The organism is Pseudomonas extremaustralis (assembly GCF_900102035.1).
GTDB lineage: Bacteria > Pseudomonadota > Gammaproteobacteria > Pseudomonadales > Pseudomonadaceae > Aquipseudomonas > Aquipseudomonas extremaustralis.
The window spans coordinates 1,693,606-1,712,054 of sequence record NZ_LT629689.1 but is presented as its reverse complement, the minus strand read 5'-3'; the positions used below and the strand labels follow the sequence as shown (position 1 = coordinate 1,712,054).

At 58.5% G+C, this 18,449-nt stretch carries 10 protein-coding genes; 6 read left to right on the top strand and 4 right to left on the bottom strand.

Features of this window, described 5'->3' with window-relative positions; genetic code table 11:
* Window positions 1–25 precede the first annotated feature (25 nt).
* The gene (locus tag BLR63_RS08075; RefSeq protein WP_010562824.1) at window positions 26–520 is read left to right on the top strand and encodes a hypothetical protein; all 495 of its coding nucleotides are present in this window, start codon (window positions 26–28) and stop codon (window positions 518–520) included.
* Window positions 521–589: 69 nt separating this feature from the next.
* Here the strand turns inward: BLR63_RS08075 and BLR63_RS08070 are convergent, their stop codons facing one another.
* The 3 genes from BLR63_RS08070 to BLR63_RS08060 form a co-directional block, all read right to left on the bottom strand.
* Window positions 590–1,990, bottom strand: a complete 1,401-nt coding sequence (locus tag BLR63_RS08070; protein WP_010562825.1) for a DUF1254 domain-containing protein — start codon at window positions 1,988–1,990, stop codon at window positions 590–592.
* A 219-nt stretch (window positions 1,991–2,209) separates the two neighbouring features.
* Window positions 2,210–2,563, bottom strand: a complete 354-nt coding sequence (locus BLR63_RS08065; RefSeq protein WP_010562826.1) for a response regulator — start codon at window positions 2,561–2,563, stop codon at window positions 2,210–2,212.
* Window positions 2,564–2,808: 245 nt separating this feature from the next.
* On the bottom strand, window positions 2,809–6,681 hold the full coding sequence (locus BLR63_RS08060) for a hypothetical protein (RefSeq protein ID WP_231998147.1): 3,873 nt from the start codon (window positions 6,679–6,681) through the stop codon (window positions 2,809–2,811).
* A gap of 279 nt (window positions 6,682–6,960) precedes the next feature.
* Between BLR63_RS08060 and BLR63_RS08055 the strand changes: the two genes are divergently transcribed.
* From BLR63_RS08055 to BLR63_RS08035, 5 genes are all read left to right on the top strand, one after another.
* Complete coding sequence (locus BLR63_RS08055) at window positions 6,961–10,464, top strand: response regulator (RefSeq protein ID WP_010562828.1); 3,504 nt, start codon at window positions 6,961–6,963, stop codon at window positions 10,462–10,464.
* Window positions 10,465–11,295: a CheR family methyltransferase gene (locus BLR63_RS08050; protein WP_010562829.1), complete on the top strand. Its 831-nt coding sequence runs from the start codon at window positions 10,465–10,467 to the stop codon at window positions 11,293–11,295.
* Window positions 11,292–11,897 carry a chemotaxis protein CheB gene (locus BLR63_RS08045; RefSeq protein WP_010562830.1) on the top strand — a complete coding sequence of 202 codons (606 nt, stop codon included), beginning with the start codon at window positions 11,292–11,294 and terminating at the stop codon, window positions 11,895–11,897. The genes BLR63_RS08050 and BLR63_RS08045 overlap by 4 nt, the downstream gene beginning before the upstream one ends.
* Window positions 11,891–13,084 (top strand): hybrid sensor histidine kinase/response regulator, encoded by a 1,194-nt coding sequence (locus BLR63_RS08040; RefSeq protein WP_010562831.1) that lies wholly within the window; start codon window positions 11,891–11,893, stop codon window positions 13,082–13,084. The genes BLR63_RS08045 and BLR63_RS08040 overlap by 7 nt, the downstream gene beginning before the upstream one ends.
* Window positions 13,085–13,162: 78 nt before the next feature.
* On the top strand, window positions 13,163–13,540 hold the full coding sequence (locus tag BLR63_RS08035) for a response regulator (RefSeq protein ID WP_010562832.1): 378 nt from the start codon (window positions 13,163–13,165) through the stop codon (window positions 13,538–13,540).
* A gap of 44 nt (window positions 13,541–13,584) precedes the next feature.
* Here the strand turns inward: BLR63_RS08035 and BLR63_RS08030 are convergent, their stop codons facing one another.
* Window positions 13,585–18,372, bottom strand: coding sequence for a hypothetical protein (locus tag BLR63_RS08030; RefSeq protein WP_156791897.1), 4,788 nt, complete (start codon window positions 18,370–18,372; stop codon window positions 13,585–13,587).
* Window positions 18,373–18,449 lie beyond the last annotated feature (77 nt).

Here is an 18,449-nt window from a genome sequence, read left to right as displayed (position 1 = left end):
CCTGGCTCACCCAAGGAAATCCGCAATGGACGATGTACAGCAACTGGGCGAGATGCTTCGTCATTACGCCGACAGCGAAGCGCATAAAAAACAGCAATTCGACGTGCAGTCGGCTCGGTGGGCGCAAAAGCTCGGCGAGTTGTTCGGGCAGATCGAGCAGTGGTTGGAGCCGGTCAAGTGCGCAGGTCTGCTGGAGGTGCACCGTGAGGGCTATATCGCCAGCGGGCCGAGCCTGCCGGTAGAGACTTCGCCCTTCAAGACCGAGAAACTCACCGTACACATCACCGGCAAGGCCGTGGAGTTCGTACCCGATGTGATGGGGGCGGGCGGCTTGATCTCCGTGGCTGTCATGGGCCTGACCGCCGCGCGCCACGGCAGCGTGTCGCTGGTATTGCCGGCGGAAAAGAACGACTGGCTGTGGAAGAAAACCAACGGCCTGAAAGACCCGGACACCTTTGGCTTCGACGCCAACTTCCTCGCCTCGCAGTTGCAGAGCCTGATTCCGCGCGAGCGTGGCTGAGTTTTCCGGTCTTCAGATTTTCGTGGTGTGTCCGGGCTGTTGCTGGAGCAACAGCCCGGCCAGGCGGTGTTACTTGAGCGGCGTCAACGCCGGCAGCTTCCACTGGCCGTTGCCGACCTGCGGCTGCGGCATGTAGATGCGCAAGACTGCGTAGAAAGGACCCGGCGGTGCCGGTAACCAATTGGGCTGCTCATTCTTCGGCGGTTCATGGTGCTGCAAGGCCAGCGTCAGGCCGCCGTCGGCGTCCAGCTTGAAATTGGGCAGCATGTGCGAAGTGAGCAGGTAGCGTTTCTTGTGATTGGGTACCAACTGCTTGGTCTTGGCGTTGTACATGGTCAGCGACCAGAACGCATCGGCCGGCGGCAACTGGTCCTTGGCAAAGTGCACGATGTAGCTGTGACGTGCGCCATTGGCCGGCTTGCCTTCGCTGTCGTTGACATAGGTGAAGACCGCCGTCTCGTTGGCTGAATCGCCGAACATCCCCAGGCTGGCGCCGGCATAGCGATACAGGTAGTTGTTCTTCAGGCGATCACGGTTGCCGTACAGGTCGCCGATGGAGACTTGATGGGTATCGATCTGGTCTTTTTTGAACGCGGCGAATTCAGCCTTGGCGTCGGCGATCCCATCTTCCAGCGCTTTGCGTTGCTCGGCGGTGAGTTGGTTGAGCTTGAACGGCGCGCCGGGGGCAATGCCGATGCTGGCAAACCGTGCCAGCAGCTCCTTCTCGCTGTCCTGAGGCGCGGTGAAGGACAGCATGAAGTTCAGGTAGCCAAACAGTTGCGGGCTGTCGCTCATGGTCGCAGTCGGCTTGGGCCAGTCGATTTTGGCCGCCTTGGCAGGCGCCGCTTGCTTCACGTAGCTGCTCAACGTCTGCACTTTGTAGCCGTTCTGGATCTGCTTGACCTTGTTCAGGTCCTTCTCGTCAAACAGCTGTGTGCGGTAGACGGCGTAGGCGATGTTGCTTTCGCTGTAGACCACGCGGTCCACGTCCACCGGTTGCTGCCCCTTCCAGTCGGGCCCGGCGATCATGTAATGGCCGCCGTTGTTGCCGGTGCTGCGGGTGCCAAGGTAGGCGAAGTTCTGCGAATACAGGTCGATCAACTGCACTGAGGCGTAACGGTTATCGTCGATCTTGGGCAGCGTGAGGACCAGGGGGTCGCTGCGCAGGTCCATCCACAGGAACGAGGACGATGTGTCAGGGCTCAGTGGCGCGACTGCGGTGTCTTTCGGGTTGAACGCTTGGGCAGTGTGGCCGATATGATTGAGCGCAGCCTTGTAGTTGGCACCGCCCTTATCGATGGACTGGGTGTAGAGCGTCTTGTACATCTCCACCATCGGGTAGCCGTACAAGTAGGCGTCCTTGGCAATCGCCCGTGCTTCGCTCGGCGTTGCCGTGAAATCAGCCCAGGCACCCGTGCTCATGACAATCGAGAGGCTCGCCAACAGCAGGCGCGTCGGTTTTCCAATCATGTTGTTGCGTCCTTCCAAAGTTCGTTTGACTGACGGGAATAAAGGCGACAAGTTTCCTGTTTTATTTGCCGAACGTCACGTTAATCCCTGCAAATAAAGTGAATGGCGGCCAATCATCGCCGTTGTAAGGATCCGGGTGGCGCGCAGCAACAGATCGTTGGTGTGGACATTGCTGTCGTCCAGGCGTTCGGACATGTCGATTGAAATTGGCGGCGCAGGTCAGAGCATGCTTTTGACCTTGTCCCGTAACTGGTCGATGGAAAACGGCTTGGCGATCACTTGCATGCCGGCAGGGAAGTCGACGCCTTCGGCATAACCGCTGGCGAACAGGATGGGCACAGTGGGGCGCAACTCGCGGACTTGGGTTGCCAGTTGCTTGCCGTCCATGCCCGGCAGGCCCACGTCGGTCATCATCAGGTCGATGACCTGATTGGTGTTTTTAACTGCCGTGAGCGCCTCATCGGCGTCGGCTGCCTCAATCACACTGAACTCCAACTCTTCGAGTACGTCGACGATCAGCATACGGACAATGGCATCGTCTTCGACTACAAGGATGGTGGAGGTGATAGCCATAGTGAGGAGTCCTGAAAAATGGAGGGGCAGGGCTTGTTCAGTCCAAAGACTATCCTCTAGTGAGTTGTCTCCATCTCGGCAAGTTCCCGATGCAAGTCGGATATTGTGCAGGCAACAGATTGCAATGTCTTGTGACTGCGTGAAATCGCCAGCGCACATGTGCTTGCCCCGAACATTCCAGGGACTGGCGACGGCCGCCAGGAAAACCGACCGTCGCACAGACACCGTCGAGGCTGTCGAATGCCTTACAGCTTAGTCAGAAACAAATCGGACACGCTGCCTGGAACATCACGGGTCGTGATATTCAGCTCGGTTTCGTTAAAGACTGAAATTTTATACTCGGGTGCATCAGGGTAATCACCATAGTGGGCCAATAGGTTCTTGGTATTGCCGGTTTTCAAGGTGCTTTCCAGTGCGGCACTCATTGCGGCCTCCGTCGTAAATGTCGCTTTGCCAAAGTTAGGGTCGAAGTAAAACCACTCTTTTTTGCCGTTGGAAACAACCACGCCGGCGGTAATGCCATGACCGGGGCCATTGATTAAAAGGGTTTTTGAGCTGTTGGCATTGGCCAGCTCCGAAATAATCGTGGTGTAAGGCACCTGCCTGGCTTGCATACCATGATGGAATTTGCTGCCGAGAATGCCTTGGAGCTGGCTCAATTGATTCTGAAACCTGGCTACGTTCGTTGCCCTGCGTTGTTCGATGGCGGCCCGGGACGGATCAATTCGTTGCAAACCGGCGATATCGTTGGGACTGAGCGTAGGCACCATCGCGGCGTAGAGGTTCTCGATAAACGTGTCTTGTTTTCCGTACTTCACGGCGGTTGCCATTACATTGGACAGCGCCGCGCACTCGCCTTCCGACAGCAGCGAAACTTGACTCAGATAAAAACCTTGTGGGAGTGGCAATGCCTTGCCACCGGCAGCGGTTATCTCGTCATTGAAAGCCCTGTAGTTCTCCAGGCTGATGGCGATTTTTCGTTTTTCCATGTACTTAACCAGGTGGCCGAGCTCTTCGGGCGTGCGTCCGCGTTCGACAGCAATCTCTGCAAGCTGACTGCTGGTCAACGTCTCCGAGAACCCACTGATCCCTTCAGGTTTACCCGCCTCGTACCCTCGTTTGTACGCGTCAGGGTCAGCGATCTGTGCCGTTTGGCGTACCGTGACCAGCCGATCAGGCAGCAGGGTCAGTTCATCTATTCGTTTCACCAGGCTGCCGAGTTCTGCCGGCGTACGACGCTCGGCTACCGCCAGACGTTTTAGGTCATCAATATCCAACGCACTGGAGTAGCCAAAGATTTCTGCCGGGTTTCCGGTGTTCTGGCCCCGGATGTACGCGGAGCGGTCCTCTGCATTGGCCCTGGCGATTGCCGACAGATAGTCCTGGCGAAAGTTCGGGTTGGGCGCAGCAGGTGCCACGATGGAGCTTATTTTCTTCCCTATCCAGGTATCGAAGAGAAACTTGATCTCGCCCTCATGTGCGGTGATCTTCGGCTTGAAGTCCGTGAGTGCGGAACCATAGGGGCGTTGGTGGGTGGGGTCATAGCTATACCATTTACCCCCTCGGAATACCGCGCCGCCTTCAACGGTTTGCCCGGCGACCTTATAGGTGCCTGTTGCGGCGAAATCATAGGTTTTGCTTGCGGCTTTCAACAGGTCGTAACTACCGCTGGCGCCCCGTAGCGCATTGACGCCTTGCACGCCTTTGGCAGCGAGACGCTGGAGGCCATTGCCGGTGAGTCGAACGCTGCTGACAGCCAGATCACCTAATCCACCCAAAGGGTTGAGTGTGCTGAAGGTCGCCATGCCTATCGCTTTGCCAGCCCGTGCCACCTTGTTCGCAGTGGATAGGGAGGTGCTGCCGATCTTGATCACTTTGCCTGCAGTTGCCACACCGGCCGTCAGGAACCCGAATAGGTCCAGGCCTAGATCGACGACGCCTTCACCCACGTTGCCCTTGCGAAAGTTATTGATCGCGGACCGAAGCGGAATCAAGTTGAGCAAGAACTCACTGACCACCTCGGCTCGGTTGCGGTTTCTATCGGCCGTGGTAAGCCCGCGCGCATGCTGCTTGATCGCGTCGTCATCTAGATTGATATGCTCCACGAAGGCATCGGCGATGATTTGAGTCCGCTCCGAGGCAAAGCTGTCATGGCCTGCGTTATTCGACGGTTTCTGTTCAGTGCCGAGATGGCCGGTGCCCGAGCTGGGCTTGAACGCCTTGGTTTCTGTAACGAGGTTGGCCGTTCTGTCGGAGCGACGTGTGGCCATCGATTGGGGGACCGTGCGGATGAGCCCTTCGTTGAAGTTGATCTCATACGCGGTAGTCACTCCATTACGTTCAATCCTGGCCAGCAATTCCTGGTTTTTGGGATGAACTTTTTTGTCGGTAAAGCCCAGTCCCAGGGTATGGGAGTGGATTTGGTAGAAACTGACTTTGCCGAATTCGAAGTTTTTCCGATCTTCTATGGGCAGTTGGGAGATCAGGTGCTTGATGTACGTGTTGATACCGCGTTTCTTTGCGTCGATAACGTCCTTGAACTGGGTTTCGAAGGCGTCGGCAACTCCGAATCGGGGGTTGGCGTTCAATTCCGCGAGCGGGATACGGCTGTCTGCAGAGCTATAAACCAGATTGGGACCGGGCAGGTCCATCATGGCGATATCCAGCATCGAGTGGGGCCCCACTTCAACGGTGCGATAATTGGCACCTTGCCGGCGGTTCACATGGATCAGTTTTTCTTCGAACAGCGCTTCCTGTCCGGGAAAGCGTTTCTTGAGTTCGGCCAGCGCCAGCTCTTTACGGGATGGAATGTTATCGTCGATGGCCTGGGCCGCTGTTGTCATCGACGCCGTGCGTGCATTGAAACTCGCCGCCAGGCCGTTCAACTCGTCGGCGGTGTAGCGGTGGTCGAGTTTCTTTGCAAGCATCCCGTTCGCAACGCCCCAATCTATCAAGGCCTCGCTTTGAGCGTTTGTGGTAACGCCTGGGTCGGCCAGGGCGGCGTGCCTGGCCCCAAGCATGACCTGCGCAAAGGTCATGTTGGGGACTTTACCGGGCGTCTGGGCTTCTATGGTCGCAGCGGCAACCGCGAGGTTGACCCAGGCGGGGCTGCCATAGGTCACGTTGCGCGGGATGTCTTTGATCAGAAATACCGGCGCGCGCGATGCCAGTAACAGATAAGCGCCTGCGCGCGCCAGTTCAGGGCTGGTTTTGCCTTTGGCCACCAAGTGGTTGCTCAGAGCGTCAACCACCTCAGAGGCAGGCCTGCCCCAATGTTTTTCGCTGTCCAGATCGAAGCCGGCGACGGTATTTCGTCGAGGGTTGGTGATCGACTCGGGATCCAGCTGCAATGCCATGGCGGCGAGGAGGTAGTCCGTGGTGCTGCTGTTGGACGCAATCCCCCCCATCTGTTTCTGAAGTGCCTTGCCCATCTCTTGCCCTTCCGGAGAGTTGATGAGCGCATTCAAGGTGGAAACAGGGTCTTTCAGTGCGTCTGGGGAAAGAGGGGTTCGATGACGCAGGAACTCCAGCATAAGTCCTTTGGTTTGCATCACCAGAGGCTGCTCGCCATAGGGACTGGCATAACTCATGGCCATGGCGCGCAACCGGCTCTGTTCGGCAGTGTTCAACGGCAGCGGCCAGGCAAGTGCGCCTCCCAGGTTACCCAACGGGTGTTCCAGCGACTTGTCTATGACTGCATCCGACAGACTTGTCAGGGCGAAATGGTTGGTAGGGACATGAAATCCGTAGGCACGGATAAAAGACTCGAGCGTGGCGCTCGCACCGCCCAGCGCAAAAAAAGGCGAGTCCGGATGAATGTCCATAGGCGTTGTTTTCAGCGCCGCGAGGACTGTTTGTTGAGTGGCGTCACGACCTAGCCGGTTGGCAACTTCGGCGAGCCTGAGCCCGAGTGCTTTGAAATTTTGCCTGCTGCCCAACGCCTCTGAGAAACTGGGGACTTCAGTGGCGGTTGCCGGGGCTTGCCGCTGCATTGCCGGGGCAGGGGGCTTGTCGCTGGAGGTTTTATCGACGAGAGACAATCGGGGCAACGGGTCTGCCGTAGCAGCGGAGAGGGATGTAAATGGAGCGCGGGGCAGGGTGTGTAATGAAACAGTCATATAAAGCCCTATGTTCAGAAGGAAAGTGAGCGCCTCTTTTGTGGGACCTCCCTTTGCCCAAGACGCTACTTTCTGTGGGAATACTCACTTTCCTGGTTCCTACAGTGCTGGGGGCAGAGTATGAGTAACTAAAACAATGACGCCATGTAATCCGCTGCCAGCGCACAGGCTTTTCCCGACCTTGTGTAGGCAATGGTGTACGGAAGTGGCAGAAAAATAGCGTTCAACGGCAACTTTCGGGCAAACTTCCGGCTTTACACATTTGGCCAAGGCATGCCCATGACTCCCCCGTCGTCCGTCGATGAAAAGAGCTTTCGTACACTGCTGAGCCGAAACGTCGCATTGCCCCTCGGTGTGGGCGTAATCAGTGCGGTGTTTTTCGTGTGTCTGATTACATATCTGTTGTCGGTGATCCAATGGGTGGAGCACACCGATCGGGTCATCAATAACCTCAACGAAACATCCAAACTGACCGTGGACCTGGAAACCGGCATGCGCGGTTTTCTGATTACCGGCGATGAGCATTTCCTCGACCCATACGAAGTGGCCAAGCCGCGGATCATTGCCGACCTGCGCAACTTGCAGGAGTTGGTGAAGGACAACCCGGAGCAGGTGGATCGCCTCAAGCGCCTGGAGGCCATGCAGGTCGAATGGAATAAGTACGCGCAGTCGATGATCGATATGCAGCGCGAAAACGGCGACTACCGCAACGCGGTCAAAGCCGGGCGCGGCAAGCGCCTGACGGACGAAATTCGCAAGGAATACGACGATGCGGTGGCGATGGAGCAGCAGTTCCGTATCGCGCGCAACGAAGACGTGACCCGTACCACCATCATCAGCGTGACCCTGTACCTGGCGTTCGTGCTGGGCCTCAGTGGCTTTCTCGCGTATATCGGCCGTAAAAATCTACTTGCCTTGTCAGACAGTTACAGCTCAAACCTCGCGTCACAAGAGAAGATCGCGCGCCGCCTGGAACGGCAAGCCTGGCTGCGCAACGGCCAGACCGAACTGGCTGAACAGGTGCTTGGCCAACTGACCCTGAATATGCTCGGTCGCAATATCCTGCAGTTCTTTGCCCAGTACATGGGCTCGGCGGTGGCGGCGCTATATGTGCGCGAAGAGCACGGCGGCCTCAAGCGCGTGGCCAGTTATGGGTTCTCCCGTGAGCAGGAGCAGCGCGAACAGGCGATCTTCAGCGACGAGGGCATCGTCGGCCAGGCCGCGCAGATGGATCGTTTGATTCGTCTGGACGACGTGCCGGTGGATTACTTCAAGGTCAGCTCCGGGCTGGGAGAAGGTTCGCCCCGCAGCGTGATGGTGATGCCGACCAGCGATGACGACCGGGTCAATGGCGTGATCGAGCTGGGTTTCCTGCGTCCGCTGGAAGAACGTGACGTCGAGTTACTGGAACTGATCGCCGGAAATATCGGCACCTCCATCGAAGCCGCGCGGTATCGCCAGCGCTTGCAGGAAGTGCTCGCCGAAACCCAGCAGCTCAATGAAGAACTGCAAGTGCAGCAGGAAGAACTCAAGACCGCCAACGAGGAGCTCGAAGAACAGTCGCGCATCCTCAAGGAATCCCAGACCCACCTGGAAACCCAGCAAGCCGAGTTGGAGCAGACCAACGAGCAACTGGCCGAACAGGCCCAGATCCTCGCCGATCAGCGCGACGCCATGGACCGCAAGAACGGCGAGCTCAACCAGGCCCAGTTGGAGCTGGAGGACCGCGCAGAAGAGTTGCAGCGTTCGAGCAAGTACAAATCCGAATTCCTCGCCAATATGTCCCACGAACTGCGCACGCCGCTGAACAGCTCGTTGATTCTGGCCAAGCTGCTGGCGGAAAACCCCCAGGAAAACCTCAGCGCTGAACAGGTCAAGTTTGCCGAGTCGATCTATTCCGCGGGCAATGACCTGCTCAACCTGATCAACGACATTCTGGATATTTCCAAGGTGGAAGCCGGCAAGCTGGAGATGCGTCCGGAAAACTCCAGCGTGACGCGCCTGGTGGATGGCCTGCGCGGGATGTTCGAGCCGTTGGCCGCCGACCGCAAGCTAGGCTTCCAGGTGCAAGTGCAGGACGGTGCGCCGACCATGCTCTACACCGACCGCCAGCGCCTGGAGCAGATCCTCAAGAACCTGTTGTCCAACGCCATCAAGTTCACTGAGCAGGGCCAGGTAAGCCTGTCGGTATCCCGCGCACCGGGAGAGGGGATTGCCTTCACCGTGCGCGATTCGGGGATCGGTATTGCGCCGGAGCAGCAGGAAAGCATCTTCGAAGCCTTCCGTCAGGCCGATGGCACCACCAACCGTCGCTATGGCGGCACTGGCCTGGGCCTGTCGATTTCCCGCGACCTGGCGACCTTGCTCGGCGGCTACATCAGCGTGACCAGCGAACCCGGCCAGGGCAGCATTTTCACCCTGGTGATTCCTGAGCATTACGTCGAGCGCGAACACGATGCCGCACCGATCGAGCAGCCGCGCCAGGCCGTCGTGGCGCCCGCGCCGGCGCCCAAACCCATCGCGATCTCGCCGCTGCCAGTGGCCGATGCCGAGCATATCCCGCGTTTTGCCGACGACCGTGACAAGGCCCCGTTCACCACCCGTTGCATCCTGGTGGTAGAGGACGAGCCTAACTTCGCACGCATTCTGTTCGACCTCGCCCACGAGCTGGGTTACCAATGCCTGGTGGCCCACGGTGCGGACGAAGGCTACAGCCTGGCCGAAGAATACATCCCCGATGCGATCCTGCTGGACATGCGCCTGCCGGACCATTCCGGCCTCACGGTACTGCAACGCCTGAAGGAGCACGCCAACACCCGGCACATCCCGGTGCATGTGATTTCCGTGGAGGACCGTGTCGAAGCCGCCATGCACATGGGCGCCATCGGCTATGCGGTCAAGCCCACCACCCGCGAAGAGCTCAAACACGTGTTCGCGCGCCTGGAGGCCAAGCTGACCCAGAAGGTCAAGCGCGTATTGCTGGTGGAAGACGATGATCTGCAACGCGACAGCATTGCCCGCCTGATCGGCGACGATGACATCGAGATCACCGATGTCGGCTACGCCCAGGCTGCCCTTGAGCTGCTGCGCACCAACGTCTATGACTGCATGATCATCGACCTCAAGTTGCCGGACATGCTCGGCAACGAGTTGCTCAAGCGCATGGCCACCGAAGACATCTGCTCATTCCCGCCGGTGATCGTCTACACCGGGCGCAACCTGACCCGCGATGAAGAAGCCGAACTGCGCAAGTATTCGCGCTCGATCATCATCAAGGGGGCCCGCTCGCCGGAGCGCCTGCTCGACGAAGTCACACTCTTTTTGCACAAAGTCGAATCCCAGCTGTCCCATGACCGCCAGAAGATGCTCAAGACCGCCCGCAGCCGCGACAAGGTCTTCGAGGGGCGCAAGATCCTGCTGGTGGACGACGATGTGCGCAATATCTTCGCCCTGACCAGTGCCCTGGAACACAAAGGCGCCGTGGTGGTCATTGGCCGTAACGGCTACGAAGCCATCGACAGACTCAATGAAGTCGAGGATATCGATCTGGTGCTGATGGACGTGATGATGCCGGAGATGGACGGTTACGAGGCGACTGCCTTGATCCGTCAGGACCCGCGCTGGAAAAAGCTGCCCATCATCGCCGTCACGGCCAAGGCCATGAAGGACGATCAGGAGCGCTGCCTCGCCGCGGGCTCCAACGATTACCTGGCCAAGCCGATCGATCTGGATCGTCTGTTCTCACTGATTCGCGTGTGGCTACCGAAGATGGAACGCATTTAAGTGGAGCGAAGTTTTTTGGAGAAAAGCAGCGATATTGAGCTGCGCCTGTTGATCGAGGCGATTTACCTCAAGTACAGCTATGACTTTCGCGATTACTCCGGCGCGTCGGTCAAACGACGTGTGGCCCATGCCTTGCGCCAATTCGATTGCGCGACGATCTCGGCGCTGCAGGAGCGGGTACTGCACGACCCGGCGGCGTTCATGCAATTGCTGCAGTTCCTGACGATTCCGGTGAGCGAGATGTTTCGCGACCCGTCGCACTTCCTGGCGATCCGCCAGGAAGTGGTGCCGCTGCTCAAGACCTACCCGTCGATCAAGATCTGGATCGCCGGTTGCAGCACGGGGGAGGAGGTGTACTCCATGGCCATCATGCTGCGCGAAGAAGGCTTGCTGGAGCGTACGATCATTTACGCCACCGACATCAACCCGGCATCCCTGGACAAAGCCAAGCAGGGCATCTTTCCCCTGGACAGCGTGCGAGCCTATACCGCCAATTATCAGCAGGCCGGGGGGCAGGCGTCGTTCGCCGACTACTACACCGCCGCTTACGATTACGCGATCTTCGACAAGACCCTGCGTGAGAATGTGACTTTTGCCGACCACAGCCTGGCGACCGATAGCGTATTCTCAGAAACTCAATTAATTTCATGTCGTAACGTATTGATTTATTTCAATAAAAAGTTGCAAGATCGGGCGTTCGGCTTGTTTCATGAGTCGCTCTGCCACCGGGGTTTTCTGGTGTTGGGCAGCAAGGAAACCCTGGAGTTTTCCGCCTACAACAACCAGTTCGAACCCTTGGTCAAACAGGAACGGATCTACCGAAAACTATGAATCAAGCGGCGGGCAACCCGGCATCGATTCCGGGCATTGAAGCGATCGTCATCGGGGCATCCGCTGGCGGCGTTGAGGCGTTGCTGACGATATTCGCCGCGCTGCCTGACGGTTTCGGGTTGCCGATCCTCGCGGTCCTGCACCTGCCGGACGAACGTCGCAGCCAACTGGCGGAGGTCTTTGGCCGGCGCCTGAGCATGCCGGTGGTGGAAGCGCGCGACAAGGAAGTGATCATGCCCGGCACTCTGTACTTTGCCGGCCCTCGCTATCACTTGTCGGTGGAGCAGGATCGCAGCCTGTCCCTGAGCCAGGAAGAGCGTGTGCATCACTCGCGGCCGGCTATCGACTACCTGTTCGCCTCCGCCGCCGACGCCTACGGCAAGGGCCTGCTGGCCGTCCTGTTGACCGGCGCCAATCAAGACGGCGCCCAAGGCCTGGCCCAAGTCAAGGCGCAGGGCGGCACCACCGTGGTGCAAGATCCTGCGGAGGCCCGCGTCGCCGTCATGCCACGGGCCGCCCTGGCGTTGCATACACCCGACCACATTCTTACGCTGGGCCGCATTGGCTCACTGTTGGCTTCCCTGGAATATTCCCCATGTTAAGTACTGTCCAGGCCAAACTGCTGATCGTCGATGATCTGCCGGAAAACCTGCTGGCCCTCGAAGCGCTGATCAAGCGTGAGGACCGTCAGGTCTTCAAGGCATTGAGCGCCGACGAGGCCTTGTCCCTGCTGCTGGAGCACGAGTTCGCCCTGGCGATCCTCGATGTGCAGATGCCCGGCATGAACGGTTTCGAGCTGGCCGAGCTGATGCGCGGTACCGAGAAGACCAAGAACATCCCGATCGTGTTCGTCAGTGCCGCTGGCCGCGAGCTCAACTATGCGTTCAAGGGCTATGAAAGTGGCGCCGTGGACTTCCTGCACAAACCGTTGGACATCCACGCGGTGAAGAGCAAAGTCAACGTGTTCGTCGACCTGTACCGCCAGAGCAAGGCGATGAAGCTGCAGGTCGAAGCCCTTGAGCGCAGCCGTCGCGAGCAGGAGCTGCTGCTGACACGCCTGCAGGCCACCCAGGCCGAGCTGGAGCAAGCGGTGCGCATGCGTGACGACTTCATGTCGATCGTTGCCCACGAAGTGCGCACACCCCTCAACGGGCTGATCCTGGAAACCCAACTGCGCAAGATGCACTTGGCCCGGGACAATGCCGCGGCGTTTACCCTGGACAAGATGCACGCCATGGTCGACCGCGACGAGCGCCAGATCCAGAGCCTGATCCGGCTGATCGAAGACATGCTCGACGTGTCGCGTATCCGCACCGGCAAACTGTCGATTCGTCCCGGACGTTTCGATCTGGCACAACTGGTGCATAACTTGGTGGAGAACTTCGCGCCGCAAGTGGCGGCGGCACAGTCATCCATGCAACTGGTCGCCGAAGGTCCGGTGGAAGGCAACTGGGATGAGTTCCGTATCGAACAAGTGGTGACCAACCTGTTGACCAACGCCTTGCGCTACGGAGCCAAGAGCCCGGTGCTCGTGCGCGTGTACCGTGAGCAGGATCAAGCGCGGGTGGAAGTGCGTGACCGTGGGATCGGCATCAGCGAAGAGAACCAGAAGCGTATTTTCCAGCAGTTCGAGCGCGTATCCGCCAGTCAGGTCGCGGCGGGCCTGGGCCTTGGGCTGTTTATTTCAGAGCAGATCGTTGCGGCCCATGGGGGCACCATCGAGGTCGAGAGCCGGATAGGCGAGGGCGCCTTGTTTCGGGTGTGCCTGCCCCTTGAGCCGTCGGCGTGAAATCAATCGTCGTCCCGACGCAACCTCTGTGTGACCCTATGGTCGTACTTGCAGCAATTGACCGGACAAAGGCTTCCCATGAGTGAAGATGCACAAGATGTCGTACTGATCGTCGAGGATGACGAATCCATTATGTTTGTGTTGGGTGAGTACCTGTCAGGCCTGGGTTACCGGGTGTTGAAGGCAATCAACGGGGAGCAGGCCTTTGAAATCCTGGCGACCAAGCCGCACCTGGACCTGATGGTCACTGATTACCGCCTGCCGGGCGGGATTTCCGGCGTACAGATCGCCGAGCCCGCGATCAAGCTGCGACCGGAACTCAAGGTGATTTTTATCAGCGGTTACCCGCAGGAAATCCTCGATTGCCACAGCTCGATCACGCGTAATGCGCCGATCCTGGCCAAACCGTTCGACCTGGATACGTTGCAGGCGCATATCCAGCGGTTGCTCGCCTGAGGTGGCGGCGCCGATACAGCCAGGACGCCGCCGCCATCAGATGATCAGGACCTGAGTCGCGCCACGTTGGTATTGAGGGCGCTGGAAGGTGTGTAGGCGAATTGCCAACCCCCTTTGCCATCGAATCCATCGATGAAATCCTGCAGGCCTTTGTCTTTGCCATTGCCCAAGTGATAGACGGTCAGCCCGCCGCTCACCTCGGGTGGGTTGCCATTTCTGATCATCGCCACGTCCAGGTCCGGGTTATTGGTGTTGAACAGGTATAACTCGTTGTGTTTGGTTTTCTGGATATAGACGGTGTGGGCAAACTCACCGCCCTCATGGGCATGTTTGAAATTGAGCAGCCCGGATTCGCTGATGTCGGCCGTATCGAAGCGGGTTTTCAGGTTGTCGGGGTCTACGCCCATCATCTCCAAATAGCGCTGTGAATAATTCGTTCCCGAACCTCGACGGTTGGTGGTGGCGACGACCGCGTCGAATACCTCCGGCGCGAGGGCTTTTTCCGCCTGACCGACGCGCATGGAGGCCTCGTAACAGATCATGCCTTGATTGCCGGGCGCCCGGTGCATCACTTCCCAGTTCTTCTGCAACTCCGCATTGGACAGCTGCGCAAGGCCAGACGGAGTAATGGGTGCGTCATAGAGCATCTTGACGTCCGGGCCGTAGACACTGTTTTTTAGCTGCCACCCATCGTCGTGATCAAACACCTTGAATTCCAACTTATTGGGATCGGTGCTGTGGGTTTTATATTGGGGCATCAATTTTTTATCGCGGGTCAGTTTTTCCAGGCCCTTTTCCATCGCTTCCGCGCTTGGGAACTGGGCGAGGCCATGATTGGGGTCATAAAAGTAAAAGGTCTTGTGGGCGCCATCGACTTTGACGCCGGCCGCCATGGCATGAGCGGGGGAGTCGATCATGATCGACTTCGACACGTCCGAATCGGCCAGCTCCTTGACCATGCCCTTCAACGACACCTGGCGCGTGGATTGCCCCGCGTGGAACGCGGTTTGACTGCCCACTTGGTTTTGGATCTTGCTCAACCGGGCAATGAACGCTCTGGAGGCCGGGTCGGCTGGAAAGGCCGCAGCGGTAAACATGTTTTTGATCAGCACCTGCTCTTTCCCTTGCGCCATCGCAGTCGCCATGGCCCGCGACAGCGCGGCACATTGACCGTCAGACAATTGCGCTGTTTGAGAGAGGTAGACGACTTGCGGGATGGGGATGACGTCGCCGAAGCGCGGTTCTATCGCGTCGATAAACCGGGCGGTGCCATTGCGCCCGAATTCGTAGGCGATATCGTCGTATTTCTTTACCAGTATCCCGACCTGTTCGGCGGTGAGGTGTTTGTTGTCGGCCAATTTCATCACCTCTGCGGCTTTCATATTCTTCGAGAACCCCTTGATCGTCTGAGGGTTTCCAGAGTGATAGCCGCGTTCGAAGGCTTCCTTTTCAGGGCCGTTTCGATGGGTGCTGACGGTTTTTTTCCAGTTGCTGACAACGCCATCCGGGATTGTCGAGGCCCTGCCATTGGCGGTGGCCCATTTACCCAAATCCTCAGGATTGAGCTGCGCCGAAGGCACAAAGTCTTTCAGCGCCGGGCCGTAGGCTTGTCCGGTCGTCGGGTTGTAGTGATGCCACTGCCCGTTTTGCAGGACCGCCGGCCCCTCCAGAAACCGGTTGTTAGCCTTGAATGTCCCCACTGTGGAGGCATCGAAGCGTTTGCTGGCGTGCAATAGATCGTAGCTACCGGCGGAATGGGTCAGCTTCTTGATGCCCTGGGAGGTGGCCTTGATCCCGTTTTTTCCGAGTTTCACCGCGCCTTTGGCCAGGTCACCGATGCCATCCACGGGGTTGAGGCTGCCGATTGCGGCACGCCCGACAATCTTGGCGCCTCGAACGACTTTGCTGAGCGCCGAAGCTCCGGCCGACAGGGCCTTGGCGCCCTTGGCGGCTGCACCGACCCCGACGACAAAGCCCAACGCATCCAGCGACAGATCCATAATGCCCTCGGCGATATTTCCATCGCGGAAGTTGACGATCGCCGAGCGTAATGGAATCAGGTTAAGCATGAACTCGGTGAGTTTTTTGTAAAACGGCGTCTCGGTATCGAAGGTGGTCTGGCCCATGGCCTCCTGTCGAAGCTCACGAATATTCGCGTGCTTGACGAACGCATCCGCTAAGTACGAAGTCCTCTCGCTATTGAAGCTGTCGGGGGTGGCGTTGCCGCCATATCGTTCGTCTTTCACACCCGGTGGGTAGTTGCCTTCGCCCGCCACCTCGACAAAATTTCTGCCGGGATGGGAGTGATTGAGCGGAAATCTCCCGGGCTGAAAATCCCCCAGGTCAGTACGCTCGACGATTCGCCCTTGTTTCAGATCGACCTCGTAAGTGTGAACCTGTCCGTTACGCTCGGTTTTAATCAGCAGATTATTGTGCTCGGTCGGTCTGACCGTGGGCTGCATGGAAAACGGGGCGTAATCAAGCTTGTCCTCTCGCACGAGTGTGATCTTGCCGTATTCAAGATTCCGACGGACCTCGATCGGTTGTTGCGTGATCAGGTTCCTGAGTTGAACGCGAATGCCGTTCTCAATCGAATCTGCGTACGCCAGGAAACTTTTTTTGAATGCGGCGGATATGTCCGGGAGCTGCTTGAGCTTGGTGAGCACCGCGTCGATGTCGACATCGCTGGACGAGGAGATAAAGCGACTGGCGGAAGGCCGATCCGATGTTGCGCGAAACAGTGCCGTATAGAAGGCGTCGTAATGCGGGGTCGGGGCGCCACTGGCGCTGCGGCCATCCAGGTACAGGTCAAGCATTGAGTAAGGCCCCGGAAAATCCGCCACGGCGGGTTCCAGGGTGATGCAGTGTTGCTCGAACAGCGCCGGGTCCATGTCCGGGAAGGCTGTTCTCAATTGCGCCAAGGCTATCTCTTTGGCCATCGGCATCGGTGTGTCGAACGCTTCGGAGGCCGTTTTCAGTGTGTCGATACGCGTGTTGTATGCGTTGCGCACTTGAGCCCATTGCGCGTCGGTGCGAGGGGCGGGCATACCGTTCGCCGTTGCCCAATCCTTGAGTGCTTCCTGCTGTGCCGCGTGTTCAATCGCGCGCTCGTTGGCGGAGATCGGTGCAATGGAGGCCTGCAGCATCACTTGGGCGTAATTCATGCTGGCGGTCGAGCCCGGCGCTTTTGCTTCCAGCCTGCGTACGGCCGTGGCAAACGCCACCCAGCTGTGGGAGCCGAAGGTCACCTTGTCGGGGATGTCCTTGACCAACAGCTCCGGCGCGCGGCTGGCCAGGCGCAGATGGGCCAGCAGCCTGGCTTTTTCCGGCGACGATGCGCTGTCGTTATAAAACAAATAATTGGCCACGTTTTTTACGATGGCGGAGGCGCTCTTGCCGTAGCTTTCGCTCCCGTTCCATGGATAGTGGCCAACGTGACTTTTTCCATCCGGCGATGACGAGTTCCAGTCCACGGTCAGCGCCGCCAGCAGCCAGTCGTTGGCGCTGCCTTTGATCGACTTGGCGTCGAAACTGGCCTGGATCGCCTTGCCCAGTGCCTGACCACGTTCCGACTGGATCATTTCGTCGATGACACGCTGTGGGTTCTGTAAGTCGCTGGGTTCGAGCGTTCGGCCTTGCATCAGGTAATCCAGCACGCTCTGGTAAGGGCTCAACTCAATGCCGCCGAGCTTGCCGAAACGAATATTGGCCAGCAGTTGCCGCTGGCTGGTGTTGTCCAGCGGTATAGGCCAGTCCAGTGCACCGCCAAAGTTGCCGTACCGCGCGCTTTTCGGCGGCGGGTTGAGCAAGGCAGCGGCCAGGTTCGTCACCTCTGCGCGCGTCTTGGGGATATCCAGGCCATTTTCCTGTAGGTACTGCTTGAGGCTGGCCTCGCCCCACTGGTTAAGGCTGTCGGTTGGAAACGTGCCATGGGGATCTACTTGCAGGTTGTGGCGTTGCAAATGCTCGTGAATGTTTTGCTCGTCCAGGTCGCCAGTCTCCAGCAGGGCCGCCATGTGCTGGAATTCCCGCGCAGCCGTGAGCCGGGTGTTTTTATCGCCGACAGCGCCCTTTTGCCTTGAGAGTTCCTCTTCGCTGCGCATGGCTTGCAGGTTGGCCCTTTGCGCGGTTGGAAGCGGCAAGAATGCGTTGGCGCGCTCCAGCTCATCGGCGTGCTCGTGATTATCCTCAGGGGCTTGAAAGGTGGGCTGGAAGTAAAAATTCCTGACTACCTCCAGAGGCGCGCTGGTGCTGTCTGCTGAAAGCGCTGGCTTGAAGAAGGAGGTACCGCCGCGTCCGTTGACGACCTTGCCTGCGTCGATGATCGGTCCGCTCAATTGTGACCAGGCTGTGTCATTGGCGCGCAAGAGGGGCCCTGATGCCCGGAAACGCTGGACGTTGTCGCTCATTTCGCCGCGTTCGGGAGCGATGAGCAACGAGGATTTATTCACCCCGGCGGACAGGAGCCAATCATTCACATCCTGGGACTGCATGGCGCGCCCCAACTGGGCCCACCACTGGCCAAACGTCGAGTGGGGGGGAATGTTGTCGACCATGATCTCGCGGTCCCGATGGGGCACGCCTGTCGTGCGCCGCAGGGCCTTGGCGTACAGCGATGCCAATTCGCGATCGCCGGCGGCACGGCTCGTGTCAGCCGCTACGGCAGGGAGATCGGCGTTGCGCGGGTGGCGTGTCTCAGAGGGCTGCCGGGCGGCGATCGAGGTCGGGGGTGCAGGGCGGGGAATGTTTGAAACGGTGGCGGAGTTAATCATCCTACGGCTCGTCAGGTCATTTAAGGAGTCGCTCGGGATAAACGTCGCATCCCGATGCATAACCTTAATGTCCGAAAAGCATTCAGTGATTCCATTTCGCCCCGTGTCCAATCGTGTCTGGATCAGCCCTGGGGGCT

What these genes read in the sequence shown, in the direction of transcription:
- BLR63_RS08075 (WP_010562824.1), top strand. Translation starts at nt 26, where the DNA reads ATGGACGATGTACAGCAACTGGGCGAGATGCTTCGTCATTACGCCGAC.
- BLR63_RS08070 (WP_010562825.1), bottom strand. Translation starts at nt 1,990, where the DNA reads ATGATTGGAAAACCGACGCGCCTGCTGTTGGCGAGCCTCTCGATTGTC.
- BLR63_RS08065 (WP_010562826.1), bottom strand. Translation starts at nt 2,563, where the DNA reads ATGGCTATCACCTCCACCATCCTTGTAGTCGAAGACGATGCCATTGTC.
- BLR63_RS08060 (WP_231998147.1), bottom strand. Translation starts at nt 6,681, where the DNA reads ATGACTGTTTCATTACACACCCTGCCCCGCGCTCCATTTACATCCCTC.
- BLR63_RS08055 (WP_010562828.1), top strand. Translation starts at nt 6,961, where the DNA reads ATGACTCCCCCGTCGTCCGTCGATGAAAAGAGCTTTCGTACACTGCTG.
- BLR63_RS08045 (WP_010562830.1), top strand. Translation starts at nt 11,292, where the DNA reads ATGAATCAAGCGGCGGGCAACCCGGCATCGATTCCGGGCATTGAAGCG.
- BLR63_RS08040 (WP_010562831.1), top strand. Translation starts at nt 11,891, where the DNA reads ATGTTAAGTACTGTCCAGGCCAAACTGCTGATCGTCGATGATCTGCCG.
- BLR63_RS08035 (WP_010562832.1), top strand. Translation starts at nt 13,163, where the DNA reads ATGAGTGAAGATGCACAAGATGTCGTACTGATCGTCGAGGATGACGAA.
- BLR63_RS08030 (WP_156791897.1), bottom strand. Translation starts at nt 18,372, where the DNA reads ATGCATCGGGATGCGACGTTTATCCCGAGCGACTCCTTAAATGACCTG.